General features: G+C 73.0%; 13 protein-coding genes. 8 read left to right on the top strand and 5 right to left on the bottom strand.

From position 1 onward, the window contains the following. The first annotated feature begins 317 nt into the window (after positions 1 to 317). The 4 genes from icmB (at position 318) to sucD (ending at position 4407) form a co-directional block, all read left to right on the top strand. Positions 318 to 722, top strand: a complete 405-nt coding sequence (gene icmB / locus GA0070604_RS27420; RefSeq protein WP_091124880.1) for a coenzyme B12-dependent isobutyryl CoA mutase small subunit — start codon at positions 318 to 320, stop codon at positions 720 to 722. Between the two features lie 731 nt (positions 723 to 1453). Beyond that, positions 1454 to 2158, top strand: a complete 705-nt coding sequence (locus GA0070604_RS34030) for a hypothetical protein (RefSeq protein ID WP_167363373.1) — start codon at positions 1454 to 1456, stop codon at positions 2156 to 2158. 180 nt (positions 2159 to 2338) lie between these two features. Then, complete coding sequence (sucC, locus tag GA0070604_RS27410; protein ID WP_091124872.1) at positions 2339 to 3517, top strand: ADP-forming succinate--CoA ligase subunit beta; 1179 nt, start codon at positions 2339 to 2341, stop codon at positions 3515 to 3517. Between the two features lie 2 nt (positions 3518 to 3519). After that, a complete protein-coding gene (gene sucD / locus GA0070604_RS27405; RefSeq protein WP_091124868.1) occupies positions 3520 to 4407 on the top strand; it encodes a succinate--CoA ligase subunit alpha in 888 nt (295 codons plus the stop codon). Between the two features lie 57 nt (positions 4408 to 4464). Here the strand turns inward: sucD and GA0070604_RS27400 are convergent, their stop codons facing one another. After that, positions 4465 to 4731, bottom strand: coding sequence for a hypothetical protein (locus GA0070604_RS27400; protein WP_091124864.1), 267 nt, complete (start codon positions 4729 to 4731; stop codon positions 4465 to 4467). Positions 4732 to 4889: 158 nt separating this feature from the next. Here GA0070604_RS27400 and GA0070604_RS27395 point away from each other — a divergent pair, with 158 nt between their 5' ends. Continuing rightward, positions 4890 to 6233: a cell division protein PerM gene (locus GA0070604_RS27395; RefSeq protein WP_244162096.1), complete on the top strand. Its 1344-nt coding sequence runs from the start codon at positions 4890 to 4892 to the stop codon at positions 6231 to 6233. A gap of 12 nt (positions 6234 to 6245) precedes the next feature. Here the strand turns inward: GA0070604_RS27395 and GA0070604_RS27390 are convergent, their stop codons facing one another. Further along, positions 6246 to 6803, bottom strand: coding sequence for a DUF4190 domain-containing protein (locus GA0070604_RS27390; protein ID WP_091124861.1), 558 nt, complete (start codon positions 6801 to 6803; stop codon positions 6246 to 6248). 232 nt (positions 6804 to 7035) lie between these two features. Here GA0070604_RS27390 and purN point away from each other — a divergent pair, with 232 nt between their 5' ends. The 3 genes from purN (at position 7036) to GA0070604_RS27375 (ending at position 10011) form a co-directional block, all read left to right on the top strand. Next, a complete protein-coding gene (purN, locus tag GA0070604_RS27385; protein ID WP_091124857.1) occupies positions 7036 to 7656 on the top strand; it encodes a phosphoribosylglycinamide formyltransferase in 621 nt (206 codons plus the stop codon). Beyond that, positions 7653 to 9224 carry a bifunctional phosphoribosylaminoimidazolecarboxamide formyltransferase/IMP cyclohydrolase gene (gene purH / locus GA0070604_RS27380; RefSeq protein WP_091124853.1) on the top strand — a complete coding sequence of 524 codons (1572 nt, stop codon included), beginning with the start codon at positions 7653 to 7655 and terminating at the stop codon, positions 9222 to 9224. The genes purN and purH overlap by 4 nt, the downstream gene beginning before the upstream one ends. A gap of 256 nt (positions 9225 to 9480) precedes the next feature. Continuing rightward, positions 9481 to 10011 carry a hypothetical protein gene (locus GA0070604_RS27375; RefSeq protein ID WP_091124850.1) on the top strand — a complete coding sequence of 177 codons (531 nt, stop codon included), beginning with the start codon at positions 9481 to 9483 and terminating at the stop codon, positions 10009 to 10011. A 544-nt stretch (positions 10012 to 10555) separates the two neighbouring features. On the opposite strand, the gene GA0070604_RS27370 is transcribed toward GA0070604_RS27375, so the two are convergent. From GA0070604_RS27370 to GA0070604_RS27360, 3 genes are read right to left on the bottom strand one after another with little or no spacing between them, the layout of a single operon-like run. Beyond that, positions 10556 to 11584, bottom strand: a complete 1029-nt coding sequence (locus tag GA0070604_RS27370; RefSeq protein ID WP_091124846.1) for an ABC transporter ATP-binding protein — start codon at positions 11582 to 11584, stop codon at positions 10556 to 10558. Then, positions 11568 to 12605, bottom strand: coding sequence for an ABC transporter ATP-binding protein (locus GA0070604_RS27365; protein ID WP_091127452.1), 1038 nt, complete (start codon positions 12603 to 12605; stop codon positions 11568 to 11570). Before GA0070604_RS27365 ends, GA0070604_RS27370 begins: the two co-directional genes overlap by 17 nt. Positions 12606 to 12610: 5 nt before the next feature. Next, positions 12611 to 13510 carry an ABC transporter permease gene (locus GA0070604_RS27360; RefSeq protein ID WP_091124839.1) on the bottom strand — a complete coding sequence of 300 codons (900 nt, stop codon included), beginning with the start codon at positions 13508 to 13510 and terminating at the stop codon, positions 12611 to 12613. Positions 13511 to 13527 lie beyond the last annotated feature (17 nt).

Genomic DNA, 13527 nt, shown 5'->3' with positions numbered 1-13527 from the left:
TTTACATCCGCTCTTGTCATAGCTCGTGCCGCCGGTCGGATGGCCCGATGACTGGCCGTTCGTAGCGCACAGTGACCGTTCGGCGGAGGTGTCCGACTTCCGGCGCGTGAGGGTGCGCGCTAGGGCGTGTCTCCTGGATCTCGTCGGGCCGAGACGAGCCCTCTGGCGGCGGTTTCGTGCGGAGCCCCCGGCGGCGGTTCGTCCGGATGTCGGGGCGGTATCCGGCCTAGGGGTGCTGCCCGGGTTTCCGGCCCCCGGCCGGCCGGGTTACCGTTCGTTCAGGTGACAGTGCCGGAGCCGGCGAAAGGTGTGCGCTGATGAGCTCTCGTATCCGGGTCGTCGTCGCGAAGCCTGGCCTGGACGGCCACGACCGCGGCGCGAAGGTCGTCGCGCGTGCGCTGCGCGACGCTGGCATGGAGGTCATCTACACGGGCCTGCACCAGACGCCGGAGCAGATCGTGGAGACCGCCATCCAGGAGGACGCCGACGCGGTCGGCCTCTCCGTGCTGTCCGGCGCGCACATGACCCTTTTCAAGCGGGTGCTCGAACTGCTCGCCGAGCGCGACGCGGCCGACATCGTGGTCTTCGGCGGCGGCATCATCCCGGACGCCGACATCCCCGAGCTGGAGCAGCTCGGCGTCGCGAAGATCTTCACTCCGGGTGCCACCACCCAGTCCATCGTCGAGTGGGTCCGGGGAAACGTCGCCCAGCCGGTTGGCTGACCGGCGCCCCCGCGCCGTGACCGGCGCGCCATGATCCAGGCCAGTCAGCGCAAATGGCGGTGTCCCGCAGTGGGGACACCGCCATTTGTCGTATGCGGAGCGGAATGTGGACAGGGGGAGGGGCCGGACGCACCCCTCACACGCCCGGCCCCTCTATGCACGATGCCCCGCCGCCACCCCTCGACCGACAGGGCATCGGCCGTCTCCCGTCATCGCGCCTGACCAGCGCTCCGACATCAGACTCAACGACGCCCCCACGAGGGAGTTACGCCCGTCTTCCAACATCCCCCGGACGGCTGACCCGTATCCCCCGGGCGGCCTGCGTGCGGCGTCCGGACGCCTCGGCCGGAGCGGGTGCGTGTGTCTCGTGGGCCTGTCGCCCGCCGCCGTTCCTTCCCTGGTCCGGCGTGGGCCGGGTGGGTTCCACGGGGCGCCGGGCGGGCGGTTCGCGGGCCGTGCGGCCGGAAGCCAGGTCGTATCGTGTGCCTGCCCAGTACCGCGTCCCGCCAGTCGACGACCCGCCGGAGGCCGCCGTGACCCAGCCGCCCCACCCGCAGCCGAACCCCGCCGGCGGATGGACGCCGCCTACGGGCCAGCCCGCCTGGCCCGTACCGCCGCAGCCGGGTCCGGGCTGGTCGGGGCATCCGCAGCCCGCGCCGGGGCCGCCGCAGCCGGCCCCGGGATGGTCTGGGCAACCGCAACCGCAACCGCAGCCGGGGGCGGGTTGGCCGGTGCCGGGGCAGCCGCAGCCGGGTCCGGGCTGGCCGGCGCACCCGCAGCCCGCGCCGGGGCCACAGCAGCCGGGTCCGGGCTGGCCCGCGCCGGGGCAGCAGGCGTACCCGACCGGACCGGGGGCGGGCTGGCCGGCGCAGCCGCCGCCGGTGACGCGGACGGCGAAGCGGATACCGGAGGACCTGCCGTTCGTGGCCCGGCCGAACCTGGGCAAGCGGGCGCTGCTCCTCGGCGCCGTCACCCTGCTCGTCGGCCTGGTCATCGCCTGCCCGTTGGGCCTGGCCGTGTCGGCCGACGGCGACGCCGCGGTGCTGCTCGTCATCCCGGTGATCATGCTGTTCTTCGCGCTGCTGATGGGCCTGCAGCTCTGGCTGGTCTCCTCCGGCGGTCCGGTGCTGGCGGTCGGCCCGGACGGGCTGTGGATCAAGACCCGGCCGACCCGGGGGCAGGCGATCTGGCTGCCCTGGGCGGCGATCGACCGGATCTACCTGCGGCGCTGGTCCCTGGAGAAGATGGTCTGCGTCAAGCCGCGCGATCCACGCGCCGGCACCGGGCTGGGCGCCTTCACCGCGCTGGACTCCGGGTTGCAGCAGGCGTTCTTCGGCACCGGCTTCACCGCCACGGCCAACTTCGCCGATCGATCTGAGGAAGAGATCATGCGGGCCGTCGTCGGGTACGCGGCCGGCCGGTGCCGGGTGGGCTGACCGGGCGTACGGGTGGCTGTGCATTACCACACACCGCGCACCCGCTCGATTGCCGCCGGTTCCCACCTCGTTAGGCTGCGGCAAATGGCCTGTCTCATCTGATGACAGGCGTCAAACTGATTTTCCACAGCTGGTGGCGGCGCGACGGCGCGCCGCGGAGACGGGACGGGACGCGCAATCGTGGACCTGTACGAGTACCAGGGGCGGGACCTGTTCGAGCGGCACGGGTTGCCCGTGCTCGCCGGCGGCGTCGCCACTACCCCGGAGGAGGCCCGCGCGATCGCCGAACGCCTCGGCGGCCGGGTGGTCGTCAAGGCGCAGGTGAAGGTCGGCGGCCGTGGTAAGGCCGGCGGCGTGAAGCTGGCCGAGGGCGCGGAGGAGACGGTGGCCCGCGCCACCGACATCCTCGGGATGGACATCAAGGGTCACACGGTCCACAAGGTCATGATCACCGTGACCGCGGACGTGGCCGAGGAGTACTACTTCTCGTACCTGCTCGACCGGGCGAACCGCACCTTCCTCTGCATCGCCAGCGTGGCGGGCGGCATGGACATCGAGCAGGTCGCCGCCGAGACCCCGGAGAAGGTGGTCAAGGCCCCGATCGACGCCAACGTCGGTGTGGACGAGGCGAAGGCGCGCGAGATCGTGACCGCCGCCGGCTTCCCGGCCGAGGTGGCCGACCAGGTCGTCGACGTCGCGGTGAAGCTGTGGCAGGCGTTCGTGGCCGAGGACGCCACGCTGGTCGAGGTGAACCCGCTGGCCAAGACCAAGGACGGCAAGCTGCTGCTGCTGGACGCGAAGGTCAGCCTCGACGAGAACGCCGGGTTCCGGCACCCGGACCACGAGGCGCTGGTCGACCAGGCGTCGGTCGACCCGCTGGAGCAGGCCGCCAAGGAGAAGGACCTCAACTACGTCAAGCTCGACGGCGAGGTCGGCATCATCGGCAACGGCGCGGGCCTGGTCATGTCCACCCTCGACGTGGTGGCGTACGCGGGCGAGCGGCACGGTGGCGTCAAGCCGGCCAACTTCCTCGACATCGGTGGTGGCGCGAGCGCCGCGGTGATGGCGAACGGCCTGGAGATCGTGCTCTCCGACCCGTCGGTCAAGAGCGTCTTCGTCAACGTCTTCGGCGGCATCACCGCCTGCGACGAGGTCGCCAACGGTATCGTGCAGGCGCTGGCGTTGCTGGAGCAGCGGGGCGAGCAGGTCACCAAGCCGCTCGTCGTCCGCCTCGACGGCAACAACGCCGAGGCCGGTCGGGCGATCCTCGACGGCGCGAACAACCCGCTGGTCCAGCGGGTCGACACCATGGACGGCGCGGCCGAGCGGGCCGCCGAGCTGGCGGCTGCGGGGGTCTGATCATGGCTATCTGGCTGACCAAGGACTCCAAGGTCATCGTGCAGGGGATGACCGGTTCCGAGGGTTCCAAGCACACCCGGCGGATGCTGGCCGCCGGCACCAACGTCGTCGGCGGCACCAACCCGCGCAAGGCGGGCCAGACCGTCGACTTCGACGGCACCGCGCTGCCGGTCTTCGCGACCGTCGCGGACGCCATGAAGGAGACCGGGGCCGACGTCACGGTCATCTTCGTGCCGCCGCAGTTCACCAAGGCCGCGGTGATCGAGGCGATCGACGCCGGCATCGAGCTGGCCGTGGTGATCACCGAGGGCGTGCCGGTGCACGACACCGCCGCGTTCTGGGCGTACAACGTGGCCAAGGGCGAGCGGACCCGGATCATCGGCCCGAACTGCCCGGGCATCGCCTCCCCGGGTGCCTCCAACGCCGGCATCATCCCGGCCGACATCACCGGCAGCGGTCGGATCGGCCTGGTCAGCAAGAGCGGCACGCTGACCTACCAGATGATGTACGAGCTGCGCGACATCGGCTTCTCGACCTGCGTCGGCATCGGCGGTGACCCGATCATCGGCACCACCCACATCGACGCCCTGGCCGCGTTCGAGGCGGACCCGGACACCGACGCCATCGTGATGATCGGCGAGATCGGCGGCGACGCCGAGGAGCGGGCGGCCGAGTTCATCAAGGCCAACGTCACCAAGCCGGTGGTCGGCTACATCGCCGGCTTCACCGCCCCGCCCGGCAAGACCATGGGCCACGCCGGCGCGATCATCTCCGGCTCGGCGGGCACCGCCGAGGCGAAGAAGACGGCGCTGGAGGCGGTCGGCGTCAAGGTCGGCAAGACCCCGACCGAGACCGCCAAGCTGATGCGGGAGATCATGTCCGGCCGCTGAGCGGTCGTGTGACGTGTCGAGGGGGTCGGCCGGGATCCGGTCGGCCCCCTCGCCGCGTCAGCGGTACCAGTACGGGTGGTAGTAGCCGCCCCGGGTCCGGAAGATCGCGCTGGCGATGATGTTGATGACGCCGAACGCGATCGCCAGCCAGCCGAGCAGCTGGGACCGCCCGAAGCGCCGTGCGTCCCGGAGCGACAGGTAGCCGAAGAGGACGCCGAGGATGCCGCAGCACAGCAGGCCGAGGACGATCCCGACCACACCCCAGAGGGTGGTCCGGTCCCGGCCAGCGGCCGAGGGCCGGGGCGGCGGATACGGAGCGTTCACGGCTTCCTCCGAGTGCTCGGCGCTCCTTCGAAGAGTTCGCGTCCTGGCCCGAGGCTAAACCGGATCGGTGCCGCCAACCGGGTGGATCACGGAACTCGCCGCGGCACCGGGGCGGTATCGGACTGCCACCGCTCGCGCGGCATGCCAGAGTAGAGCCAATGTCATCCGTCACCCCTGATCAGCCTCGCCGTACCGCCGGTGTCGCCGACGGCGTCCGGCCGACCGGCCGTGCCCGGCCCCGGGTGCCCGCCCCCCGGTCCGGGGAGGCGCCACGCGGTCGGGCTCCCCTGGCCGTCGCCGCCGGGGTGGCGGCCGGCTGGGCCGCCGTGACGTCGTGGCTGCCGGTGGCCCTGGTGCTCGGCCTGGCCCAGCTCAGCGAGGACGCCGGCTCGCTGCCCGGCGCGCTCCGCGCCGGCCTCGCCGGCTGGCTGCTCGGCCACGGGGTGCCGCTGGAGACCTCCGCCGGGCCGCTCGGCCTGGCGCCGCTCGCCCTGACCGCGCTTGCCGTCTGGCGGCTCACCCGGGCCGGCGTGCACGCCAGCCGGGCCATCGGCGCCCGCGGCGGTCGCTCACCCCGGCAGGCGCTCACCGTCGCGGTCGCCGTCGGCATCGGGTACGCGCTGCTCGGCGCCCTCGCCGCGATCGCGGTCAGCGCTGGCGGCCCGCGGGTGTCCCCGGTCCGGGCCGGGCTCACCTTCGTGCTCCTGGGCACGCTCGCCGCCCTGGTCGGCTCGGTGCGCACCACGGGCGTTTCGGTGCTGCTGGCCCGGCGGTCGGCACCGGCACTGCGGGACGGGGTGCGTGCCGGCCTGGTCGCCGGGCTGCTGCTGCTCGGCGCGGGCGCCGGAGCGGCCGGACTCGCCGTGGCAACCGGGGGTGGCGACGCGGCCGACATGATCGGGGCGTACCGGACCGGGGTGGCCGGTCAGGCGGGGATCACCCTGGTCAGCCTCGCCTACGCCCCGAACGCCACCGTCTGGTCGGCCAGTTACCTGCTCGGGCCCGGGTTCGCTGTCGGCACCGGCACGGCCGTACGCACCAGCGAGGTGTCCGTCGGCGCGCTGCCGGCCGTACCGCTGTTGGCCGGATTGCCGCGGGGGCCGATGGACGGGCTCGGCGCGGGACTGCTCGCGGTGCCGGTGCTGGCCGGGATGGCCGCCGGCTGGCTGCTGGCCCGGCGGCTGGCGCGGGTCGCGGCCGAGGAACGGGTGACGATCGGATGGCCGGCGCTGCTGGTGCCGGCGGCGCTCGCCGGCCCGGTCGCCGGGGTGCTGCTCGGCGTGGCCGCCGCGATCTCCGGTGGGCCGCTCGGCGGCGGCCGGCTGGCCGAGATCGGCCCGGTGTGGTGGCAGGTGGCCGGGGTGACCACTGCGGTCGTCGCCGCCGGTGCGCTGCTCGGCGCCGCCGCCACCAGGATCCTGACCCGCGAGGCCGCTCCTCGACGGGGACGGACGGGGGCGGAAACGGCGAGGGGCACCCCGGATGCCCCGGGGCGCCCCTGAAGACCGGGTGAATTACTGTCCGGGCAGGCTGACGTTGGCCACCACGACCAGGATGAGCAGCAGGATGCCCAGGCCGGCGCCGACGATGCCGCAGATGAAGCCGGCCTTGGCCTGGCCCTCGTTGTTGGCCAGCCCCTGCGCGGCCTTCTGCCGACCCAGGTGACCGGTGATCGCGGCGGCGATGCCGACCGGGATGCCGAGGTAGAAGCAGCAGATCAGCGGGATTGACGCGATACCGAGGATCATCGACACCAGGCCCAGCGTGTTCTGCTGGCCCTGCGGCTGCGGGTAGCCGGGGTTCTGGTAGGCCGGCGCGGCGCCGTACGGCTGCTGCTGCGCGTACGGGTCCTGGTAGGGCTGCTGGCCGTACGGCTGGCCGGAGGTGGGCTGCTGGCCGTACGGCTGCCCCGAGGTGGGCTGCTGCCCGTACGGCTGGCCGGAGGTGGGCTGCTGCCCGTACTGCGGCGCCGCGGGCGGCTGGGCGTACGGGTCGTGGGGCTGCTGCGGGGCGGTCGGGTCCTGCGGCGGCTGCTGGCCGTACGGGTCCTGACCGGGGTAACCGGGCTGCATTTGCGGGGTGCTCCAAACTGGGTTCGACTGCCTGGTCGGTTGTTGCCGATCATCATGCGGCCCAGCACCGGGACGTCACGGGCCCGGAACCAAGTCACGATGCCGACGCCGGGCCGGGCGTACGCCAGGCACCGGGAGACGGCAGCGTATCGTGCCGGCGCCACCCGGAGATCACCCGCGCATGCCGCCGCCCGGCAATTGGGCGCTCCGACCTGCCCGATAGGGTGGCCGGGTGACCGAGCCCGCGTCCGTCGCCCGCCTCGTCGTCCTCGTCTCCGGCTCCGGCAGCAACCTCCAGGCGCTGCTGGACGCCACCGCCGACCCGGGATACGGCGCGCGGGTGGTGGCGGTGGGCGCCGACCGTGACGGGATCGCCGGCCTGGACCGGGCCGCCGCGGCCGGGGTGCCGACCTTCGTCGAGCGCCTGAAGGACCATGTGTCCCGCGAGGACTGGGACGCCGCGCTCACCGCCCGCGTCGCGGAGCACCAGCCCGACCTGGTGATCAGCGCGGGTTTCCTGAAGCTGGTCGGCCCGCGCTTCCTGGCCGCGTTCGGTGACCGCTACCTGAACACCCACAACACCCTGCTGCCGGCGTTTCCCGGCATCCACGGCCCCCGGGACGCCCTCGCCTACGGCGTGAAGGTCACCGGCGCCACCCTGTTCTTCGTCGACGCCGGGATGGACACCGGCCCGATCGTCGCCCAGGTCGCCGTTCCGGTGCGGGACGACGACGACGAGGAGACGCTCACCGAGCGCATCAAGGAGGCCGAGCGACGCCAGCTCGTGGAGCAGGTCGGTCGGCTGGTCCGTGAAGGTTGGACGATCACCGGCAGAAAGGTCAGGATCCCGTGAGTTCCACTCAGGACGTGCGTCGCCCGATCCGGCGGGCGCTGGTCAGCGTCTACGACAAGACCGGCCTGGTCGAGCTGGCCCGGGCCCTGCACGAGGCCGGGGTGGAGATCGTCTCGACCGGCAGCACGGCGTCGACGATCGCCGGCGCGGGCGTGCCGGTGACGCCGGTCGAGCAGGTGACCGGTTTTCCGGAGATCCTCGACGGGCGGGTGAAGACCCTGCACCCGAAGATCCACGGCGGCCTCCTCGCCGACCTGCGCAAGGACGCGCACGCGGCCCAGCTCGCCGAGCACGGCATCGCCGGCATCGACCTGCTGGTCTCCAACCTCTACCCGTTCCAGGCCACGGTCGCCTCGGGCGCCAGCCAGGACGAGTGCGTCGAGCAGATCGACATCGGCGGTCCGGCGATGGTCCGGGCCGCGGCCAAGAACCACGCCTCGGTCGCCGTGGTGACCGAGGCGGCGGCGTACCCGGCGCTGCTGGCCGCGCTCGCCGAGGGCGGCTTCACCCTGGCCCAGCGTCGGGCGCTCGCCGCCCGGGCGTTCGCCGACATCGCCGAGTACGACGTGGCCGTCGCCGACTGGTTCGCGGCCGGTCTGGCGCCGGCGGCGGACGGGTGGCCGGAGTTCGCCGGCCTGGCGCTGCGCCGGCAGGCGGTGCTGCGCTACGGCGAGAACCCGCACCAGGCGGCCGCGCTCTACGCCGACCCGGCCAGCCCGGCCGGCCTGGCCCAGGCGCGGCAGCTGCACGGCAAGGAGATGTCGTACAACAACTACGTCGACGCGGATGCCGCGTGGCGGGCCGCGAACGACTTCCCCGGGCAGCCGGCGGTGGCGATCATCAAGCACGCCAACCCGTGCGGCATCGCGGTCGGCACGGATGTGGCCGAGGCGCACCGCCGGGCCCACGCCTGCGACCCGGTCTCCGCGTACGGTGGGGTGATCGCGGTCAATCGGCCGGTCTCGGTCGAGCTGGCCCGGCAGGTCGCGGAAATTTTCACCGAGGTGCTGGTGGCCCCGGGCTTCGAGCCCGGCGCCGTCGAGATCCTTCAGGCCAAGAAGAACATCCGGCTGCTGCACGCCCCGGAGTTCGACCCGTTGCCGGCGGAGTGGCGGCAGGTCACCGGCGGCGTGCTGGTGCAGCTGCGGGACCGGGTCGACGCCGAGGGCGACGACCCGGCCAACTGGCGGCTGGCCGCCGGCGAGGCCGTCGACGAGGCGACCCTGCGTGACCTCGGTTTCGCCTGGCGCGCGGTCCGTGCGGTGAAGAGCAACGCGATCCTGCTGGCGAAGGAGGGCGCCACCGTCGGCGTCGGGATGGGCCAGGTGAACCGGGTCGACTCGGCGCGACTGGCGGTCAGCCGGGCCGGTGCCGACCGGGCCCGGGGGTCGGTCTGCGCCTCGGACGCCTTCTTCCCGTTCGCCGACGGCCCGAGGATCCTCATCGAGGCCGGGGTCCGGGCGATCGTCCAGCCGGGCGGGTCGATCCGCGACGACGAGACCATCGCCGCCTGCAAGGAGGCCGGCGTGACGATGTACCTCACCGGTACCCGGCACTTCTTCCACTGACGCGGCGGCGACGGGGGCGCGGCCGATGGCGGCGCCCCCGTCGTGCGCTGTCCACCCTGACCCGGGCACTGTCACGTCGGGGGCGCTGACCTGCCGTGGGGCGGGCAGCTCGCCATTGCCCGTCCGTGAATGTTGTTGCTAGCGTGGCCCTGACAGCAAGCGATCGATACTTCCCGTTCTCCTCGCGGCCGGCTCCCGCCCGCGGCCCTCGCGTCGCCCGCCGGAGCGGCTCCCCTCCTACCGACAGGTCCGCCCCATGCGCGTGCTCGACCGGTTGACCGCCGTCGTCGCGCTGGCGCTCGTCCTGGTCGGTCTCGGCGGGCCCACCCGCGCGGAGAGCCCTGAGCCCGGCGCGGTGGTCACCGCCGCGCAGCGGTCGATCGTCCACGGCGGGCCGTCCGTTCATGCACCGGACGGATGGGCCCTGCGACGGCTCCGGCCCGGCGCGTCTGACGCCGCGCCGCGACCTGGAGTCGTCGTCGACGTACCGGCCGTGACGCCGGACCGTCCCGCCCCTCCCCCCGGCGACCCCCGAGTCGTCGTGGCGCGCCCCGCGCACCTCGACGCTCCGCCGGACGCGCGGACGGCAGTCTCCGGCGGCAACTGCGGTGACCACCGCGCTGGCGTCGTACTCACCGACGGACCGGACGATCTGCTGCCGGCCATGCCCGTGCGCCTCGGTGGCCCGGCCGACCAGGTCGTTTCTTCGATCCGCTACCGGTCGCCGGCCGTGCCGCTGCCGCCGCGCGGCACCCTGCCCACCCGGGGCCCGCCGCTCGCCACCTGACCCGGTCCGCGTCCTGCTGCTGCCACCTGCTGTCGTGCGCCCGGTGCCATCTCCACACAGCGCCGACCGTCGGCATGGCCGCCGCGTACCCCGTGGTCGACCGGGCCTACGTCGCGACCGATGGCTGCGGCGTCCGGGCGTCCGACCTGTCCCAGCTCTGACCCGCCGAAGGCCGGCCGGCCCTTGGCCGCGGGCCCCGCCCCTCTTCCTCCGGGGCGGGGCCCGCCTCGTGTCCACCGCCGCCGCCCGGACGCGGTGGCCGGGAGGCGGCGGTGGCCGGGGCCTCGGCCGGGAGGCGGTGGTCGGATCTGCGTCAGCCGGGAGCGGGGTACCTCAGCGTCCGCTGTCGACGTGGCATCACGAACGGATCGCTCGCTCGTGATTCGTCTGCGACATCAGGTCGGAAGGCGGCGAGGAATCCGTCCCCTTTCGGCAACGGGAGCAGCGCGGGTCACGAACCGTGTGCCGGGGCGGGGCGGTCGGTCCCGGACGGGGCCTGGCGCGGCGGCCGTCCCGGATGGGACGACCGCCGCGGGTTGCCGGCTCAGGCGGCGGGGCGTACCTCGGCGAAGTGGCAGGCCGAGGGGTGCGGGTCGGCCGCGCGCAGCACCGCGTGCGGCTCCTTGGTGGCGCAGATGTCCTGCGCCTTCCAGCAGCGGGTGCGGAACCGGCAGCCCGACGGCGGGTCGGCCGGGCTCGGCACGTCGCCGGTCAGCCGGATGATTTTCCGGTCGTCGCGGGCGTCGGGGTCCGGCACCGGCACCGCCGAGAGCAGCGCCTGCGTGTACGGGTGGGTGGCCCGTTCGTAGATCTCCTGCTCGGTGCCGATCTCCGCGATCTTGCCGAGGTACATCACCGCGACCCGGTCGGAGATGTGCCGGACCACCGACAGGTCGTGCGCGATGAAGATGTACGACAGGCCGAACTCGTCCTGGAGCTGTTCCAGCAGGTTGATCACCTGCGCCTGGATGGACACGTCCAGGGCCGACACCGGCTCGTCGCAGACGATGATCTCGGGCCGCAGGGCCAGCGCCCGGGCGATGCCGATGCGCTGCCGCTGGCCGCCGGAGAACTGGTGCGGATAGCGGTTGACGTGCTCCGGGTTGAGGCCGACCACGTCCAGCAGCTCCTGCACCCGCCGCCGCTTGCTGCCCTTCGGCGCCGCCTCCGGGTGGATGTCGAACGGCTCGCCGATGATGTCGCCGACCGTCATCCGCGGGTTCAGCGAGGTGTACGGGTCCTGCATCACCATCTGCATGTTGCGGCGCAGCCGGCGCAGCTCCGCCCCGGAGGACCGGAACAGGTCCTTCCCCTCCAGGGTGGCCCGGCCGGCGGTCGGCTTCTCCAGCCGCATCAGCAGCCGGGCCAGCGTGGATTTGCCGCAGCCGGACTCGCCGACCACGCCGAGCGTCTCGCCGCGGCGCAGCTCGAAGCTGACCCCGTCGACCGCCTTGACCGCGCCGACCTGCTTCTTGAACAGCACGCCCTGGGTGATCGGGAAGTGCTTGACCAGGTTGTCGACGGAGAGGATTGTCTCGCCGCGGACCTTGGTCGGGCTAGCGGTCGGTGTCATCACGGACCTCCTGGGCGAAGTGGCACGCGCTGGTCCGGCCCTCGCCGAGGGCCAGGTCGTGCGGCACCTCGTCCACGCAGACCTGCTGCGCGTACGGGCACCGGGGGTGGAACGGGCAGCCGGAGGGGATGCGCATCAGGTTCGGCGGCAGCCCTTTGATCGTCGACAGCGCCTGGCCGCGTACGTCCAGCCGCGGGATCGACGCCAGCAGCCCCTTGGTGTACGGGTGGGCCGGCGACCGGTACAGCGAGCGCACGTCGGCGTGCTCGACGATCCGGCCGGCGTACATGACGGCGATCCGGTCCGCGACCCCGGCGACCACGCCGAGGTCATGGGTGATCAGGATCATCGCCATGTTCAGGTCACGGCGCAGGTCCGCCAGCAGGTCCATGATCTGGGCCTGCACGGTGACGTCCAGCGCGGTGGTCGGCTCGTCGGCGATGAGCACCTTCGGGTTCAGGGCGAGCGCCATGGCGATCATGACGCGCTGCCGCATGCCGCCGGAGAACTGGTGCGGGTAGTCGCCGAGCCGCTTCGCCGCGGCCGGGATCTTGACCAGGTCCATCAGCTCGACGGCTCGCCGACGGGCGTCGGCGCGGGACATCCCCTCGCGCTGGCGCAGCGTCTCGCCGATCTGCCAGCCGACCGGGAAGACCGGGTTCAGCGCGGAGAGGGCGTCCTGGAAGATCATCGCGATCTCCTTGCCACGCACCTGCCGGCGCTGCTCCTCCGACTGGGTCAGCAGGTCGCGACCCTGGTAGAGGATCTGGCCGGAGCGGATGTGCGCCGGCGGGATGTCGAGGATGCCCATGATCGCCTGGGCGGTCACGGACTTCCCGGAGCCGGACTCGCCGAGCACGGCCAGGGTCTCGCCCGGGTCGAGGTGGTAGGACACCCCGTTGATCACCTTGGCCACGCCCTCGTGGGTGCGGAACTCGATGTGCAGGTCCCGTACCTCGAGCAGGTGGCCACCGGGCGGGGTGGGGGTGGCCGGCACCGGCCGGACAGCGGACTGGGTCATGAGGGTCACCGCAGCTTCGGGTCGAAGGCGTCGCGGATCGCGTCGCCGAGCATGATGAAGGCGAGGACGGTCAGCGCGAGGAAGGCGGAGGGTACGACCAGCGGGGTCGCCGACTCGCGCATGTGCACCCGGCCGGCGTCGATGTCGATGCCCCAGGAGATGGTCGGGGCCTTGAGGCCGATGCCGAGGAAGCTCAGCGTCGCCTCGGCGGCGATGAACGAGCCGAGCGCGATGGTGAGCACCACGATCGCCGGCGCGAGCGCGTTCGGCAGGATGTGCCGGAACATGATCCGGGCGTTGCCGGCCCCGAGCATCCGGGCCGCGGCGACGTAGTCCTGCTCCTTGGCCGTGATCACCGAGGAGCGGATCACCCGGGCCGCGGTGGTCCAGCCCAGCGCCGCCAGCACGAAGATCACCGCGGCGATCCGGACCGTGGAGCTGTCGCTGTGCACCCGCTTGAGCAGCACGATCGCGGCGAGCAGCAGCGGGATGCCGAGCACGATGTCGATCACGCGGGAGAGCACCGCGTCGACCCAGCCGCCGAAGTAGCCGGCGAACATCCCGACGGTCAGCGCGATCAGGCCGGTGAACAGCGCGGAGAGCGCGCCGACCAGCAGCGAGGCGCGGGCGCCGTAGACCGACCGGGAGTACGTGTCGCAGCCCTGGAAGTCGTACCCGAGGATGGCCCCGCCGGACGGCCCGGCGTGCTGCCGGGAGAGCACGCAGTCGCGCGGGTCGTTGGCGGTGAACAGCGACGGGAAGGCGGCCATCGCGGCGACCAGCACGACCAGGGTCAGGCTGATCCAGAAGATCGGGTTGCGGCGCAGGTCGCGCCAGGCGTCGCCGGCCAGGCTGCGCGCCTTCTGCGGCGCTTCGACCTGCTGCAGGGTGCCCGTGTCACTCATGCCGCCACCTCGCTGCG

Source organism: Micromonospora eburnea (genome assembly GCF_900090225.1).
GTDB classification, from domain to species: domain Bacteria; phylum Actinomycetota; class Actinomycetes; order Mycobacteriales; family Micromonosporaceae; genus Micromonospora; species Micromonospora eburnea.
Note: the sequence above shows the minus strand (reverse complement) of the source record. Positions and strands in the feature narration are given on the sequence as shown.

Bases quoted from the DNA above. Each gene is read 5' to 3' on its own strand.
- GA0070604_RS27395 (WP_244162096.1), top strand. From the start codon at position 4,890: ATGTCATCCGTCACCCCTGATCAGCCTCGCCGTACCGCCGGTGTCGCC.
- GA0070604_RS27365 (WP_091127452.1), bottom strand. From the start codon at position 12,605: ATGACCCAGTCCGCTGTCCGGCCGGTGCCGGCCACCCCCACCCCGCCC.
- GA0070604_RS27360 (WP_091124839.1), bottom strand. From the start codon at position 13,510: ATGAGTGACACGGGCACCCTGCAGCAGGTCGAAGCGCCGCAGAAGGCG.
- GA0070604_RS27370 (WP_091124846.1), bottom strand. From the start codon at position 11,584: ATGACACCGACCGCTAGCCCGACCAAGGTCCGCGGCGAGACAATCCTC.
- GA0070604_RS27375 (WP_091124850.1), top strand. From the start codon at position 9,481: ATGCGCGTGCTCGACCGGTTGACCGCCGTCGTCGCGCTGGCGCTCGTC.
- icmB (WP_091124880.1), top strand. From the start codon at position 318: ATGAGCTCTCGTATCCGGGTCGTCGTCGCGAAGCCTGGCCTGGACGGC.
- sucD (WP_091124868.1), top strand. From the start codon at position 3,520: ATGGCTATCTGGCTGACCAAGGACTCCAAGGTCATCGTGCAGGGGATG.
- GA0070604_RS27390 (WP_091124861.1), bottom strand. From the start codon at position 6,803: ATGCAGCCCGGTTACCCCGGTCAGGACCCGTACGGCCAGCAGCCGCCG.